Annotated in this window: 12 protein-coding genes; 6 read left to right on the top strand and 6 right to left on the bottom strand. The window is 70.8% G+C overall.

The genetic code is table 11. From position 1 onward, the window contains the following. Nucleotides 1-15 precede the first annotated feature (15 nt). The 5 genes from OIE13_RS17985 to asnB all read left to right on the top strand — a co-directional run bounded on the left by OIE13_RS17985 (nt 16) and on the right by asnB (nt 6,611). Complete coding sequence (locus OIE13_RS17985) at nt 16-1,392, top strand: hypothetical protein (RefSeq protein WP_326638266.1); 1,377 nt, start codon at nt 16-18, stop codon at nt 1,390-1,392. Between the two features lie 90 nt (nt 1,393-1,482). Further along, on the top strand, nt 1,483-2,031 hold the full coding sequence (gene def, locus OIE13_RS17980) for a peptide deformylase (protein ID WP_326638267.1): 549 nt from the start codon (nt 1,483-1,485) through the stop codon (nt 2,029-2,031). Nucleotides 2,032-2,035: 4 nt separating this feature from the next. Continuing rightward, the gene (fmt, locus tag OIE13_RS17975; RefSeq protein ID WP_326638269.1) at nt 2,036-2,965 is read left to right on the top strand and encodes a methionyl-tRNA formyltransferase; all 930 of its coding nucleotides are present in this window, start codon (nt 2,036-2,038) and stop codon (nt 2,963-2,965) included. A 5-nt stretch (nt 2,966-2,970) separates the two neighbouring features. Further along, on the top strand, nt 2,971-4,641 hold the full coding sequence (locus tag OIE13_RS17970) for an RsmB/NOP family class I SAM-dependent RNA methyltransferase (RefSeq protein ID WP_326828437.1): 1,671 nt from the start codon (nt 2,971-2,973) through the stop codon (nt 4,639-4,641). 116 nt (nt 4,642-4,757) lie between these two features. Beyond that, a complete protein-coding gene (gene asnB / locus OIE13_RS17965; protein WP_326638273.1) occupies nt 4,758-6,611 on the top strand; it encodes an asparagine synthase (glutamine-hydrolyzing) in 1,854 nt (617 codons plus the stop codon). A gap of 133 nt (nt 6,612-6,744) precedes the next feature. On the opposite strand, the gene OIE13_RS17960 is transcribed toward asnB, so the two are convergent. Genes OIE13_RS17960 through OIE13_RS17950 form a run of 3 tightly spaced genes read right to left on the bottom strand, consistent with a single transcriptional unit; the run spans nt 6,745 to nt 11,665 of the window. Next, nucleotides 6,745-9,261, bottom strand: coding sequence for an outer membrane protein assembly factor BamB family protein (locus tag OIE13_RS17960; RefSeq protein WP_326828436.1), 2,517 nt, complete (start codon nt 9,259-9,261; stop codon nt 6,745-6,747). Then, the gene (locus OIE13_RS17955; protein WP_326828435.1) at nt 9,255-10,058 is read right to left on the bottom strand and encodes a hypothetical protein; all 804 of its coding nucleotides are present in this window, start codon (nt 10,056-10,058) and stop codon (nt 9,255-9,257) included. The genes OIE13_RS17960 and OIE13_RS17955 overlap by 7 nt, the downstream gene beginning before the upstream one ends. After that, complete coding sequence (locus tag OIE13_RS17950) at nt 10,055-11,665, bottom strand: outer membrane protein assembly factor BamB family protein (RefSeq protein ID WP_326828434.1); 1,611 nt, start codon at nt 11,663-11,665, stop codon at nt 10,055-10,057. The genes OIE13_RS17955 and OIE13_RS17950 overlap by 4 nt, the downstream gene beginning before the upstream one ends. 347 nt (nt 11,666-12,012) lie before the next feature. Here OIE13_RS17950 and rpe point away from each other — a divergent pair, with 347 nt between their 5' ends. Then, nucleotides 12,013-12,669, top strand: a complete 657-nt coding sequence (gene rpe / locus OIE13_RS17945; RefSeq protein ID WP_326638278.1) for a ribulose-phosphate 3-epimerase — start codon at nt 12,013-12,015, stop codon at nt 12,667-12,669. A gap of 168 nt (nt 12,670-12,837) precedes the next feature. Here rpe and OIE13_RS17940 read toward each other — a convergent pair whose 3' ends face one another. From OIE13_RS17940 to OIE13_RS17930, 3 genes are read right to left on the bottom strand one after another with little or no spacing between them, the layout of a single operon-like run. Further along, nucleotides 12,838-13,884, bottom strand: a complete 1,047-nt coding sequence (locus OIE13_RS17940; protein ID WP_326638280.1) for an ABC transporter ATP-binding protein — start codon at nt 13,882-13,884, stop codon at nt 12,838-12,840. Further along, on the bottom strand, nt 13,881-14,882 hold the full coding sequence (locus OIE13_RS17935) for an ABC transporter ATP-binding protein (RefSeq protein ID WP_326638282.1): 1,002 nt from the start codon (nt 14,880-14,882) through the stop codon (nt 13,881-13,883). The genes OIE13_RS17940 and OIE13_RS17935 overlap by 4 nt, the downstream gene beginning before the upstream one ends. A gap of 14 nt (nt 14,883-14,896) precedes the next feature. Continuing rightward, entirely contained in the window at nt 14,897-15,877 is a 981-nt protein-coding gene (locus OIE13_RS17930) for an ABC transporter permease (RefSeq protein ID WP_326638284.1), read from the bottom strand. Nucleotides 15,878-15,898 lie beyond the last annotated feature (21 nt).

Below are 15,898 nucleotides of genomic sequence, written 5' to 3'. Positions count from 1 at the left end.
CAGTAAGTTTCACGGGTGGCAAAGAGCGGGAACAGTGGGAACGTCTTCGACATCGGCGAGCTGCGCAGGCTGGTCGATGAGCTGGGAACGGCACCCCGCGAGCTGCGAACAGCCGTTCTGGAGGAGTCGGTCACCGCTTCGGGCCGTGACTGCCCCCCGCGCGGTGACGCGCTGAGCTTCCCGCCGGTCGACCTCTCCCCGGACGCCGAGCTGGCCGCGTCCGTGCCGCCGGTGCCGCTGGTGCTCGACGCCCAGCGGCTGGCCGCCTGGACCGGCACCCGCGCGGTGACCCCCGAGGGACTGCTGCCCGACCCGTTCGCGCCGTGCGCCGAGCTTGGCCTGCCGGGCCCGGCGCGGCTGCACCTGCTCTGGGTGGTCGCGGTCAACACCGGCATGCTGCGCATCTCCCGCGGCCGGGTGGCCCCCGGCCCGCTGACGCTCTCCGCCGACCTGCCGTACCGGGCCGTACTGGGGTTCTGGGACGGCGTGGTCATGGACATCCTCGACCGTGCGGACGACGACCTGACCGGGTCTCCCGTGATCGACGATCACCTGGCCGAGATGCTCGCCACGCTGTACGCCGTGCGCGAAGGGCTGTCCACCGCGACCCTGGTCAAGGGCATCCTGCAGTCGCACCGGGTGGCCTGCGGGGCCGGTCCGGCGGAGATGAGGACGCTGACCGGCACGCTGCCCGCCCAGCTGGAGTCGGCACTGTCGCTCCTGGGCTACTGCGGGCTGGTCGAGACCTCGCGGGCGGGCAGGCCCCGGCTGACCCCGCTCGGCATGTGGGCCGTCCGCCAGGATCTCATCAGGGAGGGCCACGACGCGCCGACGGGTGCCGAGGTCGCCGTCTTCGCCGACCTCGGCGCGCCCGAGCTGGTCGAGGAGATCATGAAGGGTTCCGCCGCACCCAGCGCCGTCACCATGTGGCTGGAGTCCCGCCATCCCGAGGCCGCCGCGCGCGAGCTGGTCAAGGTCGCCGCCTCGGGCACGGCAGGCCGGCGCGGTGTCGCGGGCGCGATCCTGGAGGAGCTCGGCCCCGAGGCCGAGGCCCCGCTCAGGGAGGCGCTCTCCGAGCCCGCCATGTGGCGCTACGCCGCCTCCTGGCTGCACATCCGCGACCTGTCCGCGCCCGCGCTCACCCCCGCCGACAACACCTGGCTCGCGGTCGACTCGCTCGCCTCGCTGCTTGAGCGGGGCGAGGCCTCCGAGGCGATCTGCGAGTTCGACGCGCTCGAACCCGGCGAGGACCTGGTACGCGTGGTCGAGGAGATGGCCCTGGTGGACCACCCCGACACGTTCGCGGTCCTCGACCTGCTGGGCTCCCGGCACGGCACCGCCGCGGTGGCCAAGTCCGCACGCAAGGCCGCCATGAAGGCCCGCTCCCGCTGACCCCCGCCCGCCGGGGCCGGAAGAAGGCCCGGGGGAGGCGGCGGGCGCCCTTAGACTGGGGCGATCCCCTGAAGCGTGAGGAGACCCCTGTTGGCCATTCAGTCGATCCGCCTTTTCGGCGACCCGGTGCTGAGCACTCCGGCCGATCCGGTCAAGGACTTCGACAAGGAGCTGCGCAAGCTCGTCAAGGACCTCACCGACACGATGATGGACGCGCCGGGAGCCGGGCTGGCGGCACCCCAGATCGGGGTCGGACTGCGGGTCTTCACCTACTACGTGGACGACCGGCTCGGGCACCTGATCAACCCCAATCTCGACCTGTCGGACGAGAAGGACGAGGAGGGCGAGGAGGGCTGCCTGTCCTTCCCCGGCCTGTCCTTCCCCACGCCCAGGGCGCTGCGGGCCGTGGCGACCGGTTTCAACATGCACGGCGAGCCGGTGACCCTGGAGGGCACCGATCTGATGGCCCGCTGCTTCCAGCACGAGACCGATCACCTCGACGGCGTGCTGTTCATCGACCGGATGGACGTCAAACAGCGCAAACTCGCCATGAAGGCGATCCGCGAGGCCGACTGGAGCGGTCTGTCGGCCCCCGCGGTCAAGTTCTCCCCGCACGCCACCCAAGGGAAGGCTCTGTAGGAACTTGCGCCTGGTCTTCGCCGGAACCCCGGACACAGCTCTGCCCGCGCTGCGGGCTCTGATCGACTCGCCCCGCCACGACGTCGTCGCCGTCGTCACCCGGCCGGACGCCCAGTCGGGCAGGGGCCGCAGGGTCCACCCGAGCCCGGTCGCCGAGCTCGCCGAGGAGGCGGGCATCGAGGTGCTCAGGCCGCAGAAGGCGGGTGACCCGGCCTTCCTCGACCGGCTCGCCGAGCTCTCCCCCGACTGCTGCCCGGTGGTCGCCTACGGTGCGCTCCTGCCCCAGGCCGCCCTGGACATCCCCCGGCACGGCTGGGTCAACCTGCACTTCTCGCTGCTGCCTGCCTGGCGCGGCGCGGCACCGGTGCAGCATGCCGTGCTCCACGGTGACGCGATCACCGGCGCGGCCACCTTCCGGATCGTCAAGGAGCTGGACGCGGGCCCGGTCTACGGCGTGGTCACCGAGGAGATCCGCCCCGCCGACACCAGCGGGGAGCTGCTCGCCAGGCTCGCCGAGTCCGGTGCGGGGCTGCTGGCGGCCACCCTCGACGGGATCGAGGACGGCAAGCTGGAGGCCGTGCCGCAGCCCGCGGAGGGGGTGAGCCTCGCCCCGAAGATCAGCGTCGACGACGCCAGGGTCGACTGGTCCGCGCCCGCCATGCGCGTCGACCGGCTGGTCCGTGCCTGTACCCCCGCCCCGGGCGCGTGGACCGAGTTCCGCGGCCTGCGGGTCAAGCTCGGCCCCCTGCGGCCGGTTCCCGACGCCTCGGGCTTGGCCCCCGGCCAGATCGCGGTGTCCAAGAACTCCGTCCTGGTCGGCACCGCCACCTACCCGGTCGAGCTGGGCGAGGTGCAGCCGCAGGGCAAGCGGGCGATGGGGGCGGGGGAGTGGGCCCGCGGCGTGCGGCCCACGGACGAGGATCGGCTGGCTTAGAGATCATGAGCAGTGGTGGTGACGGCCGTAACGCCGCACGCGGCGGGCGCGGCCAGGGTGCCGCCCCGCGCGGCCAGGGGTCCGGCGGGCGTGGTCAGGACGCGGCTTCGCGCGGGCAGGGGTCCGGCGGGCGTGGTCAGGACGCGGCTTCGCGCGGGCAGGGGTCCGGCGGGCGTGGTCAGGACGCGGCTTCGCGCGGGCAGGGGTCCGGCGGGAAGCGAGAGGGGTCCGGCGGGAACCGAGGCGGAGGCGGCGGAGACGGACGCCCGGCCAGGGCCGGGCGTCCGCCCAAGCCGGTCCGCGACGAGGCCCGCAACGCCGCCTACGACCTGATGCGTGCCGTCGACGAGCGGGACGCCTATGCCAACCTGCTGATGCCCGCGCTGCTGCGCGAGCGCCGCCTGTCGGGGCGCGACGCGGGGCTGGCCACCGAGCTGGCCTACGGCACCCTGCGTGGCCTCGGCACCTACGACGAGATCATCGCCGCCTGCAGCGACCGGGCGCCGGAGGACGTCGACCCGCCGCTGCTCGACGCCGTACGGCTGGGCGTGCACCAGCTGCTCAAGACGCGGATCCCCCCGCACGCCGCCGTCGGCACCACGGTCGATCTGGTGCGGCTGCGCGTGGGCATCGGCGCCTCGAAGTACGCCAACGCGGTGCTGCGCAAGGTCTCCACCCGGTCCCTGGAGCAGTGGGTCCCGATCGTGGCGCCCGACCCCGCCGACGACCCCGTCGGCCATCTGGCGGTGGCCCACAGCCATCCGAGGTGGATTGTCGAGGCGCTGCGCGACGCCGTGGGCGGCGACTTCGACGAGACGGCGGCCCTGCTCGCCGCCGACAACGAGCGTCCCCGGGTGACCCTGGTCGCCCGTCCAGGCCGCTCTTCGGTCGCGGAGCTCCTCGACGCGGGTGCCGAGCCCGCCGGATACTCCCCGTACGCGGCCTACCTGCCCGAGGGTGACCCCGGCGCGATCCTCGCCGTGGCCGAGTCGCGCGCCGCCGTCCAGGACGAGGCCAGCCAGCTCGTCGCGCTGGCCCTGACCCGGGTCCCGGTGGACGGCGCCGACTCGCGCTGGCTCGACCTGTGCGCGGGCCCCGGCGGCAAGGCCGGCCTGCTCGACGCCATCGCGACCCACGGCGACGAGGCGGGTCTCGCGGTGAGCGCCGGGCCGGCGGCCTTCCCCGGCGGGGCGCACCTGCTCGCCGCCGAGCTGCAGTACCACCGGGCGCGGCTGGTGTGGCAGACGACCCGGCAGGCCGCGGTGATCACTGCGAACGGCACCGTGCCCGCCTGGCGGCCCGGAGTCTTCGACCGGGTCATGCTGGATGCCCCCTGCACCGGCCTGGGCGCGCTGCGCCGCCGCCCCGAGGCCCGCTGGCGCCGCGATCCCCGGAACCTTCCCGAGCTGGGCAGGCTCCAGCGCGACCTGCTCGCCTCGGCGATCGAGGCGGTCCGTCCCGGTGGCGTCATCGCGTACGTGACCTGCTCGCCGCACCTGGCCGAGACCGACGTCGTGGTCGGCGACGCCCTGCGCCGCCGTGACGACGTCGAGGTGCTGGACGCCCGCGCCTACCTCCCCGAGGTCGAGGGGCTGGGCGAGGGGCCGTACGCGCGGTTCTGGCCGCATCGGCACGGCACCGACGCCATGTTCCTGGCCCTGCTGCGCCGCCGCTGAGCGGCCCTCGGGGGCGCGGCGTCGCAGGGAATATCGCCGCAGGTCAGGGCATATATGGATGCCGCACGTCGTTCGACTGGGCATAACTGCTTCCAAAGGGACGCGGGGGTGTCGAAATGTGCGGAATCTGCGGATGGGTGGACTTCGAGGGCGATCTCCGGCAGTCATCGGACATCGCGAAGGCCATGACCGACACCATGGCCTGCCGAGGGCCCGACGACGAGGGGATCTGGCTCGCCCCGCACGTCGCGATAGGTCATCGGCGCCTGGCCGTCATCGACATCGAGGGCGGCCGCCAGCCGATGGTCGTCGCGGAGGAGGGGCTACCGCTCGCCGTCCTCACCTACAGCGGCGAGATCTACAACTTCGTCGAGTTACGCGCCGAGCTGGCCGCCCACGGCCACCGCTTCCAGACCCGGAGCGACACCGAGGTCGTGCTGCGGGCCTACCTCGAATGGGGTGAGGACCTCGCCGACCGGCTGAACGGCATGTTCGCCTTCGCGATCTGGGACACCCGCCGTGAGGAGCTGCTGCTCGTCCGTGACCGGATGGGGATCAAGCCGCTGTACTACCGTCCCACCGCGCAGGGCGTGCTGTTCGGCTCCGAGCCCAAGGCGATCCTCGCCAACCCGCTCGCCGGAACGCCTACGGTCGACGCCGACGGGCTGCGCGAGCTGGTCGCCTTCGTCAAGACCCCCGAACACGCCGTCTACCAGGGCATGTACGAGGTCCGCCCAGGCCAGGTCGTCCGGGTGAACCGCGACTTCCTGTGCCGGCGCCGCTACTGGCAGCTGAACTCCCACGAGCACGTCGACGACCTCGCCACCACGGTCGCGGGCGTACGCGACCTGCTGGACGACATCGTCGGCCGCCAGCTCGTCGCCGACGTGCCACTCTGCGCCCTGCTCTCCGGCGGCCTCGACTCCAGCGCCGTCACGGCACTCGCCGCGCTGGGGCGCAGGGAGCGGGGGGAGGGGAGGATCCGATCGTTCTCCGTTGACTTCGCCGGATACGTCGAGAATTTCCAGCCCGACGAGATGCGCGACACCCCCGATACGCCGTACGCGCACGAGGTCGTGCGGCACGTCGACGCCGACCACACCGACATCGTCCTGGACGCAGCCGACCTCATGGACCCGGTGGTGCGCGGCGCGGTCCTGCGGGCACGTGATCTGCCGATCGGCATCGGTGACATGGACACCTCCCTCTACCTGCTGTTCCGCGCCATCCGGGGCCGCTCCACCGTGGTGCTGTCCGGTGAGTCGGCCGACGAGGTCTTCGGCGGCTACCGGTGGTTCCACGATCCGGAGGCGGTCGCCGCCGACACCTTCCCGTGGCTTGTCTCCCCGGGGATGGCGCGGTTCGACGGGGTGGGGTCGCTTCTCGACGAGGACCTGATGCGCAAGCTGGACATCCCCGCCTACCGTGCGGACAGCTACCGGCACGCGCTGGACGAGGTGCCCCGGCTGCCGGGTGAGGAGGGGCTGGAACGGCGGATGCGGGAGATCTCCTACCTGCACCTCACCCGGTTCGTGCAGATCCTGCTGGACCGCAAGGACCGGATGAGCATGGCCGTCGGGCTGGAGGTCCGGGTGCCGTTCTGCGACCACCGGCTGGTGGAGTACGTCTTCAACGCCCCCTGGTCGATGAAGACCTTCGACGGACGGGAGAAGAGCCTGCTCCGCGCCGCCACGGCGGACATCCTGCCGTCCTCGGTCGTCCACCGCCGCAAGAGCCCCTACCCCTCGACGCAGGACCCCTCCTACGCCGAGGCGGTCCGCGCGGAGGCGGCCCGGCTGCTCGGCCACCGGGACTTCGCCGCCGCGCCGCTGATCGACAGGGAGAAGGTACGGGCGGTGATCGACCGGCCGGAGGCGAACGGCGGTCCTGCGGGAGGCCGGGCGGAGCTGGAGGGCCTTCTCCAGTTCAACGCCTGGCTGGAGAGGTACCACGTCCGGGTCGACATCTGACGGTGAGGATGACGCTGAGGATGTAGGTGAGCGCCTCCAGGCGGGGTCTGCCCCGACCTCTGACCGACCTCCGGTCCCGGCTCCTGGAGAGGAGAGCGCGACGGGTGCCCTCTCCCGTCGCGCTCCTGAGTCCTCAGCGGGGTACGTAGAAGAGCTTCACCCCGTCCCGGCCCGTGGAGCTGCTCCTTGCCAGGTCGGTCGTGATCTGACCGTAGAGATCCATCACACTGGCGGCGTGGCCGTCAACGTAGCGGTGCCAGACCAGCAGGTGGTCCTCGTCGTACCACCGGATCGGATACCGCAGGTCCGCCTCGATCCGGGCGAGCAGCGTTCCGGTGGTGGCGTCGCGCACGCAGAGGTCCTCGGGGCGGTCCGGGCACCATCCCACCAGCCGTCGCCTGCTGGGGGAGTACGGGTCGAGGATCTCGTCGTCCGGCTTGCCCTGTCCTGACAGGGTGGACAGGACGGTGCCGCCGGTGCCGTACGTGCGCAGCGCGAAGGAGGCGTAGATCCTCTCGCCGTCCGGCAGGGAGTCGAAATCGCCGATGCCGAAGTGGCTGCTCGCCCCTGACTCGTCGGCGCTCCACCGGTACGGGTACTCGTAGGTGTCCTCGTCCTTCTCGGTGGAGGTGATCTCGAACGTTCCCCGTGCCGGGTCCACGACGACGAACCCGATCGAGACGCTGTAGTCCTCATGGTTGCGCCACAGGGTCAGCAGCAGGCGTCCGCCCGAGGACCATACGGGGGTGTTGTTCATCAGTGGGGCCTTCACCGTGGTGATACGCCGGATCCTCCCGCTGTGCCGGTCAAGGAGGACGACGCCGTCATGGCCGTCGACGTAGTCCTTGAAATCAGCCGCCGCCCACCGGCCGTCCGGGGAGACCGCCTTCATGCGCTCGCGTCCCGGGGTGAACCCTTCGCCGTCCCTGAGATAGGTCGGGCCCCGCTCGTCGACGTTGTAGGCGGAGAGCGTGACCGGGGCTTCGGGGTCGTCGTGGATCTGGAACCGTGTTCCCGGCAGCCGGCTTGTCCGGCCTGACGGCGGCTCGCCGTCCGCCGCCACGGGGGACCAACTGGCCGGCACCGCCCATCTCAGTGAGCCAAGCCGTTCGGCCACGGCGCGGGCGACGGGGACCAGCCTGTCGCGCACGGTGAGGTAGGGCGATCGGATCCGGGCCAGGTCACGGCCGGCGCGCACGATGACCGCCCGCCCTCCGTGCACGCCCACCACCCGAGCCTCGTCACCCACCCCGAAGACGGGCTCGCCCTCGTCGGCCGCGCCGAGGCCGGCCAGTACGCGGGCCGCCCCGGCCTCGGTGGGCAGGCGCCAGAACTCGGCGGTCATCGGCTCTCCGCCCGCTTCGCGGAACTCGCACGTGGTGAACGAGGGGACCGCTCGCCTCCGGTGCCGTGCCTCGCCGAGCACGGTGAACCCGGCGGTGCGGAGCAGGTCGCACAGCTCGGCTCCGGGCACCGCGACCGGCTCGGCCGCCGGAGCGGCGCCGGTGAGCCGGTCGGGGACGCGCAGCGCGGTGATCCGCAGGCGCGAAGGGCGGGCGGCCGATCGCACCGTCTGGAGGACGTAGAGCCGGTCGCCGTCGGCGTCGAACGGTTGGCCCGCCGTCGGGACCGGCATCCGCCGCAGGTCTCCCGTCGAGGGCTGGATCACGTCCAGGACCCGGCCCAGGTCGTCGCCGGACGGCGTGGCGTAGACCGTTGCGCCGACTCCGGCGAGCCAGTCGTAGCGCGGACCGTTCCGCTGGACCCTTGTCCACTCGGCCGAGCCGTCGGCGGGGTCGATCCCCTCGACGGTCGAGGCGCCGTCCTGGTCGCGGGTCACCACGATCCGTCCGCCGATGTGCACGGCCGCGCATCCGTCCCAGCATCCCACGCGCTCGGCGATCACCTGCCCCGTCACGGCGTCGTGGATCAGCAGGTTCTCAGGGCGGGAGACGACCACGACTCCGCCCCGGACGTACAGCTTGAAGAAGCTGGTGAGTCCTGTGCTCCACCGCTCGGTGCCGTCGTCCGGGTCAAGGGCGATGACCCGGATGCTCTTCTCACAGAGGGCGACGATCGCCGTGGTCCGCGCGCCCGAGCTCGCCGTGTGGATCCGGCCGCAGGACGGGGGGAGCCGGAAGGCCCAACGGGTCCGCCCGGTCTCGGGAGCCAGCCCGAGCAGGGTCCGCGCGGCCGCGTCCCAGGCGAGCCCGACGGGCGGGGTCTCCTCCGCCTCGGTCCAGGTGGACAACGGGCTGCCGAGGTCGAGCCGTTCCCTGCTCCAGAGTGGCGTGCCGGTGGCGCGGGAGAGCCCGGTCAGGGCGACGACGTCTCCGGACGGCGACGGGCGGAGGGTCTTGACGATCAGCGTGGCTCCCGCCGACGCCCACCCCTGTACGGATGCTCCGGCCGGGGCGTACCGCCACCGCTCGGCGCCGGTGGCGGAGTCGTGGCTCCGCAGCGCGGTACGGGTGCGCACGAAGACGTCTCCGCCGAGCAGCTTCACCGTTAAGTCGTTCAATGGAGCGTGTGTCTCCAGACTCCAGACCTCGGAGAACTCCGCCCCCGTCGAGTCGCGGTCGGGAGAGGCCGAGCGGGGCACGGTGACGAGCAGGGCGAGGAGGGCGAGAATCGCCGCCCGCCTCAGCATTTCTTGATATTTCTGCCGACTTCACGAAAATTGGTGATCGCGGGATTGCCGTAGGCGATGGCGTATCTGCGGGCGGGGCCGGTGAGCTGGAAGGGCCGGCCGTCCTCGGGGGTGAAGTACGCGTGCTGGACCCGGGCCGAGTCGCCGTAGGCGTAGGAGACCTCGATGTCCCATGCGTAGCGGCGCTTTCTCGCCGTCACGGTCAGTTCCACCGATGCCCGTTCCCCGTAGGCGAGGTCGAGGTTCTTCTCCAGGAGCCGCCCTGAGGGACCGCCGCCGGTGGAGGCGAGCCGGTCGAGGTCTGCCTTCACCGGAAACACGGGCGAGTCTCCGGCGCTGTGCAGGGAGAGGCACGTGCCGGCCGCCACGGGTCCCGAGGACAGGATTCGGGGGCGGACGTCCACCACGCGGATCGGGTCGTTGCGCCGCCCTCGCAGCACGAGGAGGACCTTCATCTCGCCGATCCGCGCGCCACCGTGAGAGCGGAGCACCGGCAGGTAGTCACCCTTGAGCAGGAGACGGCGATCGAGGCCCGAGGTGATGGCGTCGGGGAAGGCGAACGATATCGCCTCGTTCTCCGGGGAGTAGACGATCGCGCTGATCCGGGGTTCTTGCTGGAAGTCGCGCCACTGGTCCTGGACCCATGACCAGCCGGTCACGACGGCGCCCGTGATGATCGTCGCGAGCCCTCCGGCCACGGTGACCCCGAACCACTTGAACGGCCGGGACGCCTTCGCGAGGGGGGTCTCCTCGGTGTTCTCCAGGGTCTGCTGCTCGGGGGGCGTCTGCGCTGTCATGGGCTCCCTTTCCGGGACGGGTACAGCTCACGCAGCTGCTCGCCGGTGATCCGGCCGGCCTGCCGGAGCAGGGTGCGGTCGCCGAAGGCCTCCACCGTGACGATGACGCGGCCATGCCTGATGGTGACCGCGTCCCGCTCGTCGTCGAAGTAGGAGGCGTGCTCCGCCACGTCCGGGGCGGCTTTCTCGCCCGAGAGGGTCTCCATGGCCTCGGTGGCCTCCTTGACCGACGTGTACACCCGGACGACGGAGACGGTGACGAGCGTTCCCTTCCGTTCGGGAGTCAGTTCGCAGGCCAGTGGGGTGGTCAGGCCCAGCTCGGGGGGCGCGGCGATCGGGGTGGTCACGTACCCGCCGGTGCCGGGACGCGAGGTGAGTTCGGCGGGAGGGAGCAGCGCGCAGGCGTCGGGCCAGTCGGCCGCGGGCACCCCTCCACGGACGCCCCAGCCGGGTGGGGCGGCGAGGGCGGCCTCGATGTCCTTCTCGGTCAGCGGTGCCGAGAGTGTGACGAGCGTGTGCCCGTCGGCCGGGTCGAGGACGATCAGTGCGTTCTCGGACTCCACGTGGATCTTTCCCGCGGCGGTGCCGACCTCCCCCAACAGGTCGGGGCGGGACCACGTGATCTGTCCCGACGACCGGCTGATCGATCTGACTCCCGATCCATTGCCACTCCAGTCCCCATCCGAGATGATCACTGCTCCGGCAGCGATCACCCAGGAGGGAGAGCGGTAGACGAGATCGTCGGCGAGGATAAGACCGCCCTTGTCGATGATCGTGACGGAATTGGGGTGGCTCAGGATGGAGACCCCCTCCTCCAGGCTCAGCTCGGGGAGGCCGGACGGTGGGAACCGCCTTTCCCAGCGGACGCGCCCCGTGGCGGGATCGATGCCGATGAGTGAGGTGCGGCGATCCTCGCAGCGAGTCATGGCGACCGCCAGGTTCCTGTCCGCCAGCGAGTACACCTGGATGGGATCGTCCTCATCGGCCTGTGGATCGGCGGATGGCAGGGCGGCGCTCACGCAGTCGCCGGGCAGGTCCGTCTCCCACAGGATCGTTCCGTCCAGCGGGTCCAGCGCGCGAATCGTGCGGAGCGCGGGAACATCGATGATGATCTTTCCTGGCGCCGCGCCCATGAGATAGAAGAACGGCCGTGCCCGGCCGCCGCCGGGGTAGCCGGACAGGATGCTCCAGGTCGGCAGGCCGGTCAGGGCGTCGATCACGGTGATGCGCCGCTGGGTGTCAGGGTGGTTCGGGTTGCCCGACTCGATCTCGGTTTCGGCTGCGACGTAGCGGCCGGTGGAGACGGCGGCCTTTCGCTCCTCGTCTTCAAGATCCTCTGGTAACTCCGCCCTGCTCTCGGATTCGGTCGTCAACAGGTTGGTTTGATCCAGCAACCCGCTGGTCTGGGTGCTCTTCCAGAGCGTCCGATCGCTGCTGGAAATCTTTGCGGTGACGGTCCCGTCCTTCCCGGAAATATGGATCCCCGTGATCGGAGCAGGTGTGGCGAGGGAGGAACGGAGCACCGGGGTTGCGGCGGGTACGACGAGGAGGGCGACGGCGGCGATCGCCGGGGAGAGAACCGAGTGCAGAGGGCGGCGAAAGGACATCGCTATCCGATTTCAAGGAAGGTGGAAGGTCGGTTTGGAGCGTAGGTCCCCGGCCCTCGCGCACCGTCTCACTCAATAACTCTGATGATTCCGGAAGGAAATTACTCCGGCAATCCCCTGTTCGCTAGAAAAGTTATGAATTCGCGTCCTCTGATATTCCTGGCCGCATGCGAGTTCGGTGCGGGAGGCGCGGTGATGCGAGTGGCGAAAAGGGATAGCGGACAGCCATATCCGATATTTCGTGCGTCATGCGGCGCGCATCGAGCCGTGGATGACACGGGGCGCGGGCCGCCCGGTGGACGGCGGGTGGCAGGGGGCAGGGCGCCGCCTCGTAGAATCGGCCAATTATGGCCGTACAGATCTCGCCCAGCATCCTGTCCGCTGACTTCGCCCGCCTCGCCGAGGCGGCCGAGGCGGTCCCCAACGCCGACTGGCTGCACGTGGATGTCATGGACAACCACTTCGTCCCCAACCTGACCCTAGGGCTGCCGGTCGTCGAGTCCCTGCTCAAGGTGACCTCGACGCCGATCGACTGCCACCTCATGATCGAGGACCCGGACCGCTGGGCCCCGTCCTACGCCGAGGCCGGTGCCGGGAGCGTGACCATCCACGTGGAGGCGGCCGCCGCTCCGGTGCGCACGCTGCGCCAGATCCGCGCGGCCGGTGCCCGCGCCGGCCTGGCGCTCAACCCGGCCACCCCCGTCGAGCCGTACGAGGACCTGCTCGGCGAGCTCGACATGCTGCTGCTGATGACCGTCGACCCCGGCTTCGGCGGGCAGAAGTTCCTCGACATGGTGCTGCCCAAGATCCGCCGGGCCCGCGGTCTGGTCGACCGCCACGGCGGGCAGGTCTGGCTGCAGGTGGACGGAGGCGTCTCCGACACGACGATCGAGCGCTGCGCCGAGGCGGGCGCCGACGTCTTCGTGGCGGGCAGCGCCGTCTACGGCGCCGAGGACCCGGCCCGCGCGGTCGACGGCCTGCGCGCCCTGGCCGCCGGCCGCTGAGCCGCGCTTCTCGCCGGCCGTCCTCGGTCACAGGTCCCCGCCGGGGGCGTGTCACGTGGGCCGGGTCCGTTCAACGGCGGAGGGCGGACCTCGTTACGAGGTCCGCCCTCCGCCGTTCGTCACCTGGAGCCGGGGATCACCGGTCGGGAGAACCGGAGACGGCCGGTGTCAGCTCTGCAGCGCCGGATCCAGCACCACGTCCTGGCCGTGTACGGTCGGTTCCTCGGGGAAGTGGCAGGCGGTCAGGTGACCTTCCCTGTTGCCCTCCAGCCTGACCAGCGGAGGCTCCTCGGTCGCGCACCTGTCCTGGGCCTTCCAGCAGCGGGTGCGGAAGCGGCAGCCGGACGGCGGGTTGATGGGGGAGGGCACGTCCCCCGCCAGGCGGATGCGCTCGCGCGGCTCGTCGTCCTCCAGCACCTCGGGCACCGCCGACAGCAGCGCGTGGGTGTAGGGGTGGCGAGGACGCTCGTACAGGGAGGCGCGGTCGGCGACCTCGACGATCTTGCCGAGGTACATCACCGCGACCCGCTGGGAGAAGTGCCGCACGATCGCCAGGTCGTGCGCGATGAACAGGAACGCGATCCCCATGTCCCGCTGGAGCTGCTGGAGCAGGTTGACCACCTGCGCCTGGATGGAGACGTCGAGGGCCGAGACCGGCTCGTCCGCGATGATCAGCTTGGGGTTGAGGGAGAGCGCGCGGGCCACCCCGATACGCTGCCGCTGGCCACCGGAGAACTCGTGCGGGAAGCGGTTGTAGTGCTCGGGGTTGAGCCCGACGATCTCCAGGAGCTCCTGGACCCGCTTGGTCCTGCCGCCCGGCGGATCGATGCCGTTGATCTCCATCGGGCCGCCGATGATGGTGCCCACGGTGTGCCGGGGGTTGAGCGACGAGTACGGGTCCTGGAAGATCATTTGGATCTCGGCCCGGATCGGCTTCAGCTCCCTGCGACCGGCGCGGCCGATCTCACGGCCGGCGTAGCGGATGCCGCCCTCGGTGGGTTCGAGCAGCCGGGCCGCCAGCCGTCCGGCGGTGGACTTGCCGCAGCCGGACTCGCCGACCAGGCCGAGCGTCTCGCCGGCGTGCACGGTCAGGTCGATGCCGTCCACCGCGTGGACCCGGCCCACCTGCCGTTTGACGACGAGCCCGCCCATCACCGGGAAGTGCTTCTTCAGGCCGGACAGCTCCAGCAGCGGCTCGTGGGGTGTCTCGCTCACTTGTGGATCTCCCGCTTCTGGGCGAGGGTCAGGTAGCACGCGTCGCCGTGGCCGCGGTGCGGGGACAGTTCCGGCCGTTCCGAGCGACACAGCTCAGGGCCTGCCACCTCCATGAAGTCGCACCGCGGGTGGAAGGGGCAGCCGGGCGGGACGTTGATCAGGCTCGGCGGGGTGCCGCGGACCGGCCGGAGCCGCACGTCCACCGGTGCGCTCAGCCGGGGCATGGAGGCCAGCAGGCCCCAGGTGTAGGGGTGGCGGGGTTCGCGGAGGACCTCTTTGACGGTCCCGCGCTCCACCGCGCGCCCGGCGTACATCACCAGCACCTCGTGCGCGGTGTTGGCGACCACGCCGAGATCGTGGGTGATCAGGATGATCGAGGTGCCCATCTGGTCCTGGAGGTCCTTGAGCAGGTCCAGGATCTGGGCCTGCACCGTCACGTCCAGCGCGGTGGTGGGCTCGTCGGCGATCAGCAGGTCGGGGTCGCAGACCAGCGCCATCGCGATCATCGCGCGCTGCCGCATGCCGCCGGAGAACTGGTGGGGGTAGTCGTCCACCCTGGTCTTCGGCTGCGGGATGCCGACCCGGGTCAGCATCTCGATCGCGCGGGCCCTGGCCTCGGCGCGGCTCGCGCCGGTGTGCTTGCGGTAGACCTCGGAGATCTGCTTGCCGATGGTGTGGTACGGCGAGAGCGAGGTCAGCGGGTCCTGAAAGATCATCGCGACCTTGTTGCCGCGCAGCCGCTCCATGGTGGACCGGGAGGCGCCGATCAGCTCCTCGTCGTCCAGCCGGATCTCCCCGCTGATCGTGGTGGTCTCCGGGTTGTGCAGGCCGAGCACGGTCAGGTTGGTCACCGACTTGCCCGACCCGGACTCGCCGACGATGCCCAGCGTGGTGCCCTTCTCCACGTCGAAGGAGAGCCCGTCCACCGCGTGGACGACGCCGTCCTCGGTGTGGAAGTCGACGGTCAGGTCACGGACCGAGAGGAAGGGAGTTGCCACTTTCTTCAGAACTCCTAGCTCAGCCGGACACGAGGGTCGATGAAGGCGTACAGGATGTCGACGACGATGTTGAAGAAGACGATCGCCCCGGCCGCCACGAGCACCGTGCCCATCAGCAGGGGTAGGTCGGAGTCCCAGACGGCCTTGATGGAGAGCCGTCCGAGTCCCTGCAGCCCGAAGGTGGTCTCGGTGATGATCGCGCCGCCGATCAGCGTGCCGAGGTCCACGCCGAAGATCGTGATGATGGGCGTCAGGGTGCCGCGCAGGGCGAATCTCAGCACGACGGTCCGTCCGGACATGCCCTTGGCCCGCGCGGTGCGGACGTAGTCCTCACTGAGCTGTTCCACCATCGTCGAGCGCGTCATACGGGTGTAGTTGGCGGTGAAGATGATCGCCAGCACCACCCAGGGCAGCGCCAGCCCGCTCGCCCAGGCGATGGGATTCTCGGTGAACGGCAGGTACTGGGGCCGTTGGAGGATCTGGTTCTTGTAGACGAAGAAGTAGAGCGCGAGCGTGCCGATGAAGTAGATCTGCACGGAGGCGCCGATGAGGGACGACACGCTGGCGATCTTGTCCAGCGGCTTGCCCTGGCGCAGGGCCGCGATGATGCCGGTCGCCATGCCGAAGAGCAGGAAGACGACCGCCGCGCCGATGGTGAGGGAGACGGTGACCGGCAGCCGGTCCAGGATCGTCTCGAACACCGGCTCGCGGTTGACGAACGAGTAGCCGAGGCAGGGAGCCGGGCAGTGGCCCAGGTTCTCATAGTCGCGGCCGACGAAGATGCCGGCCAGCCAGGCCACGAACTGGGCGAACAGGGGCTGGTCCAGTCCCAGGTTGTGCCGCGCCTGCTCCAGGAGATCGGGCGGGCAGACCTTGCCGCAGGCTAGCCTCGCCGGGTCGGCGGGCACGGCGAAGAAGAGGAAGAACGTGACCGCGGCGATGATCAGAAGCGTGACCGCGGCGCCGAGCGTGCGGCGAGTGATGAATGGAAGCATTGCCTGTTTCCCGAGGTGGCT

Source organism: Streptosporangium sp. NBC_01810, from assembly GCF_035917355.1.
GTDB lineage: Bacteria > Actinomycetota > Actinomycetes > Streptosporangiales > Streptosporangiaceae > Streptosporangium.
The sequence above is the reverse complement of the archived record's forward strand: the minus strand, read 5'-3'. Positions and strand labels throughout refer to the sequence as shown.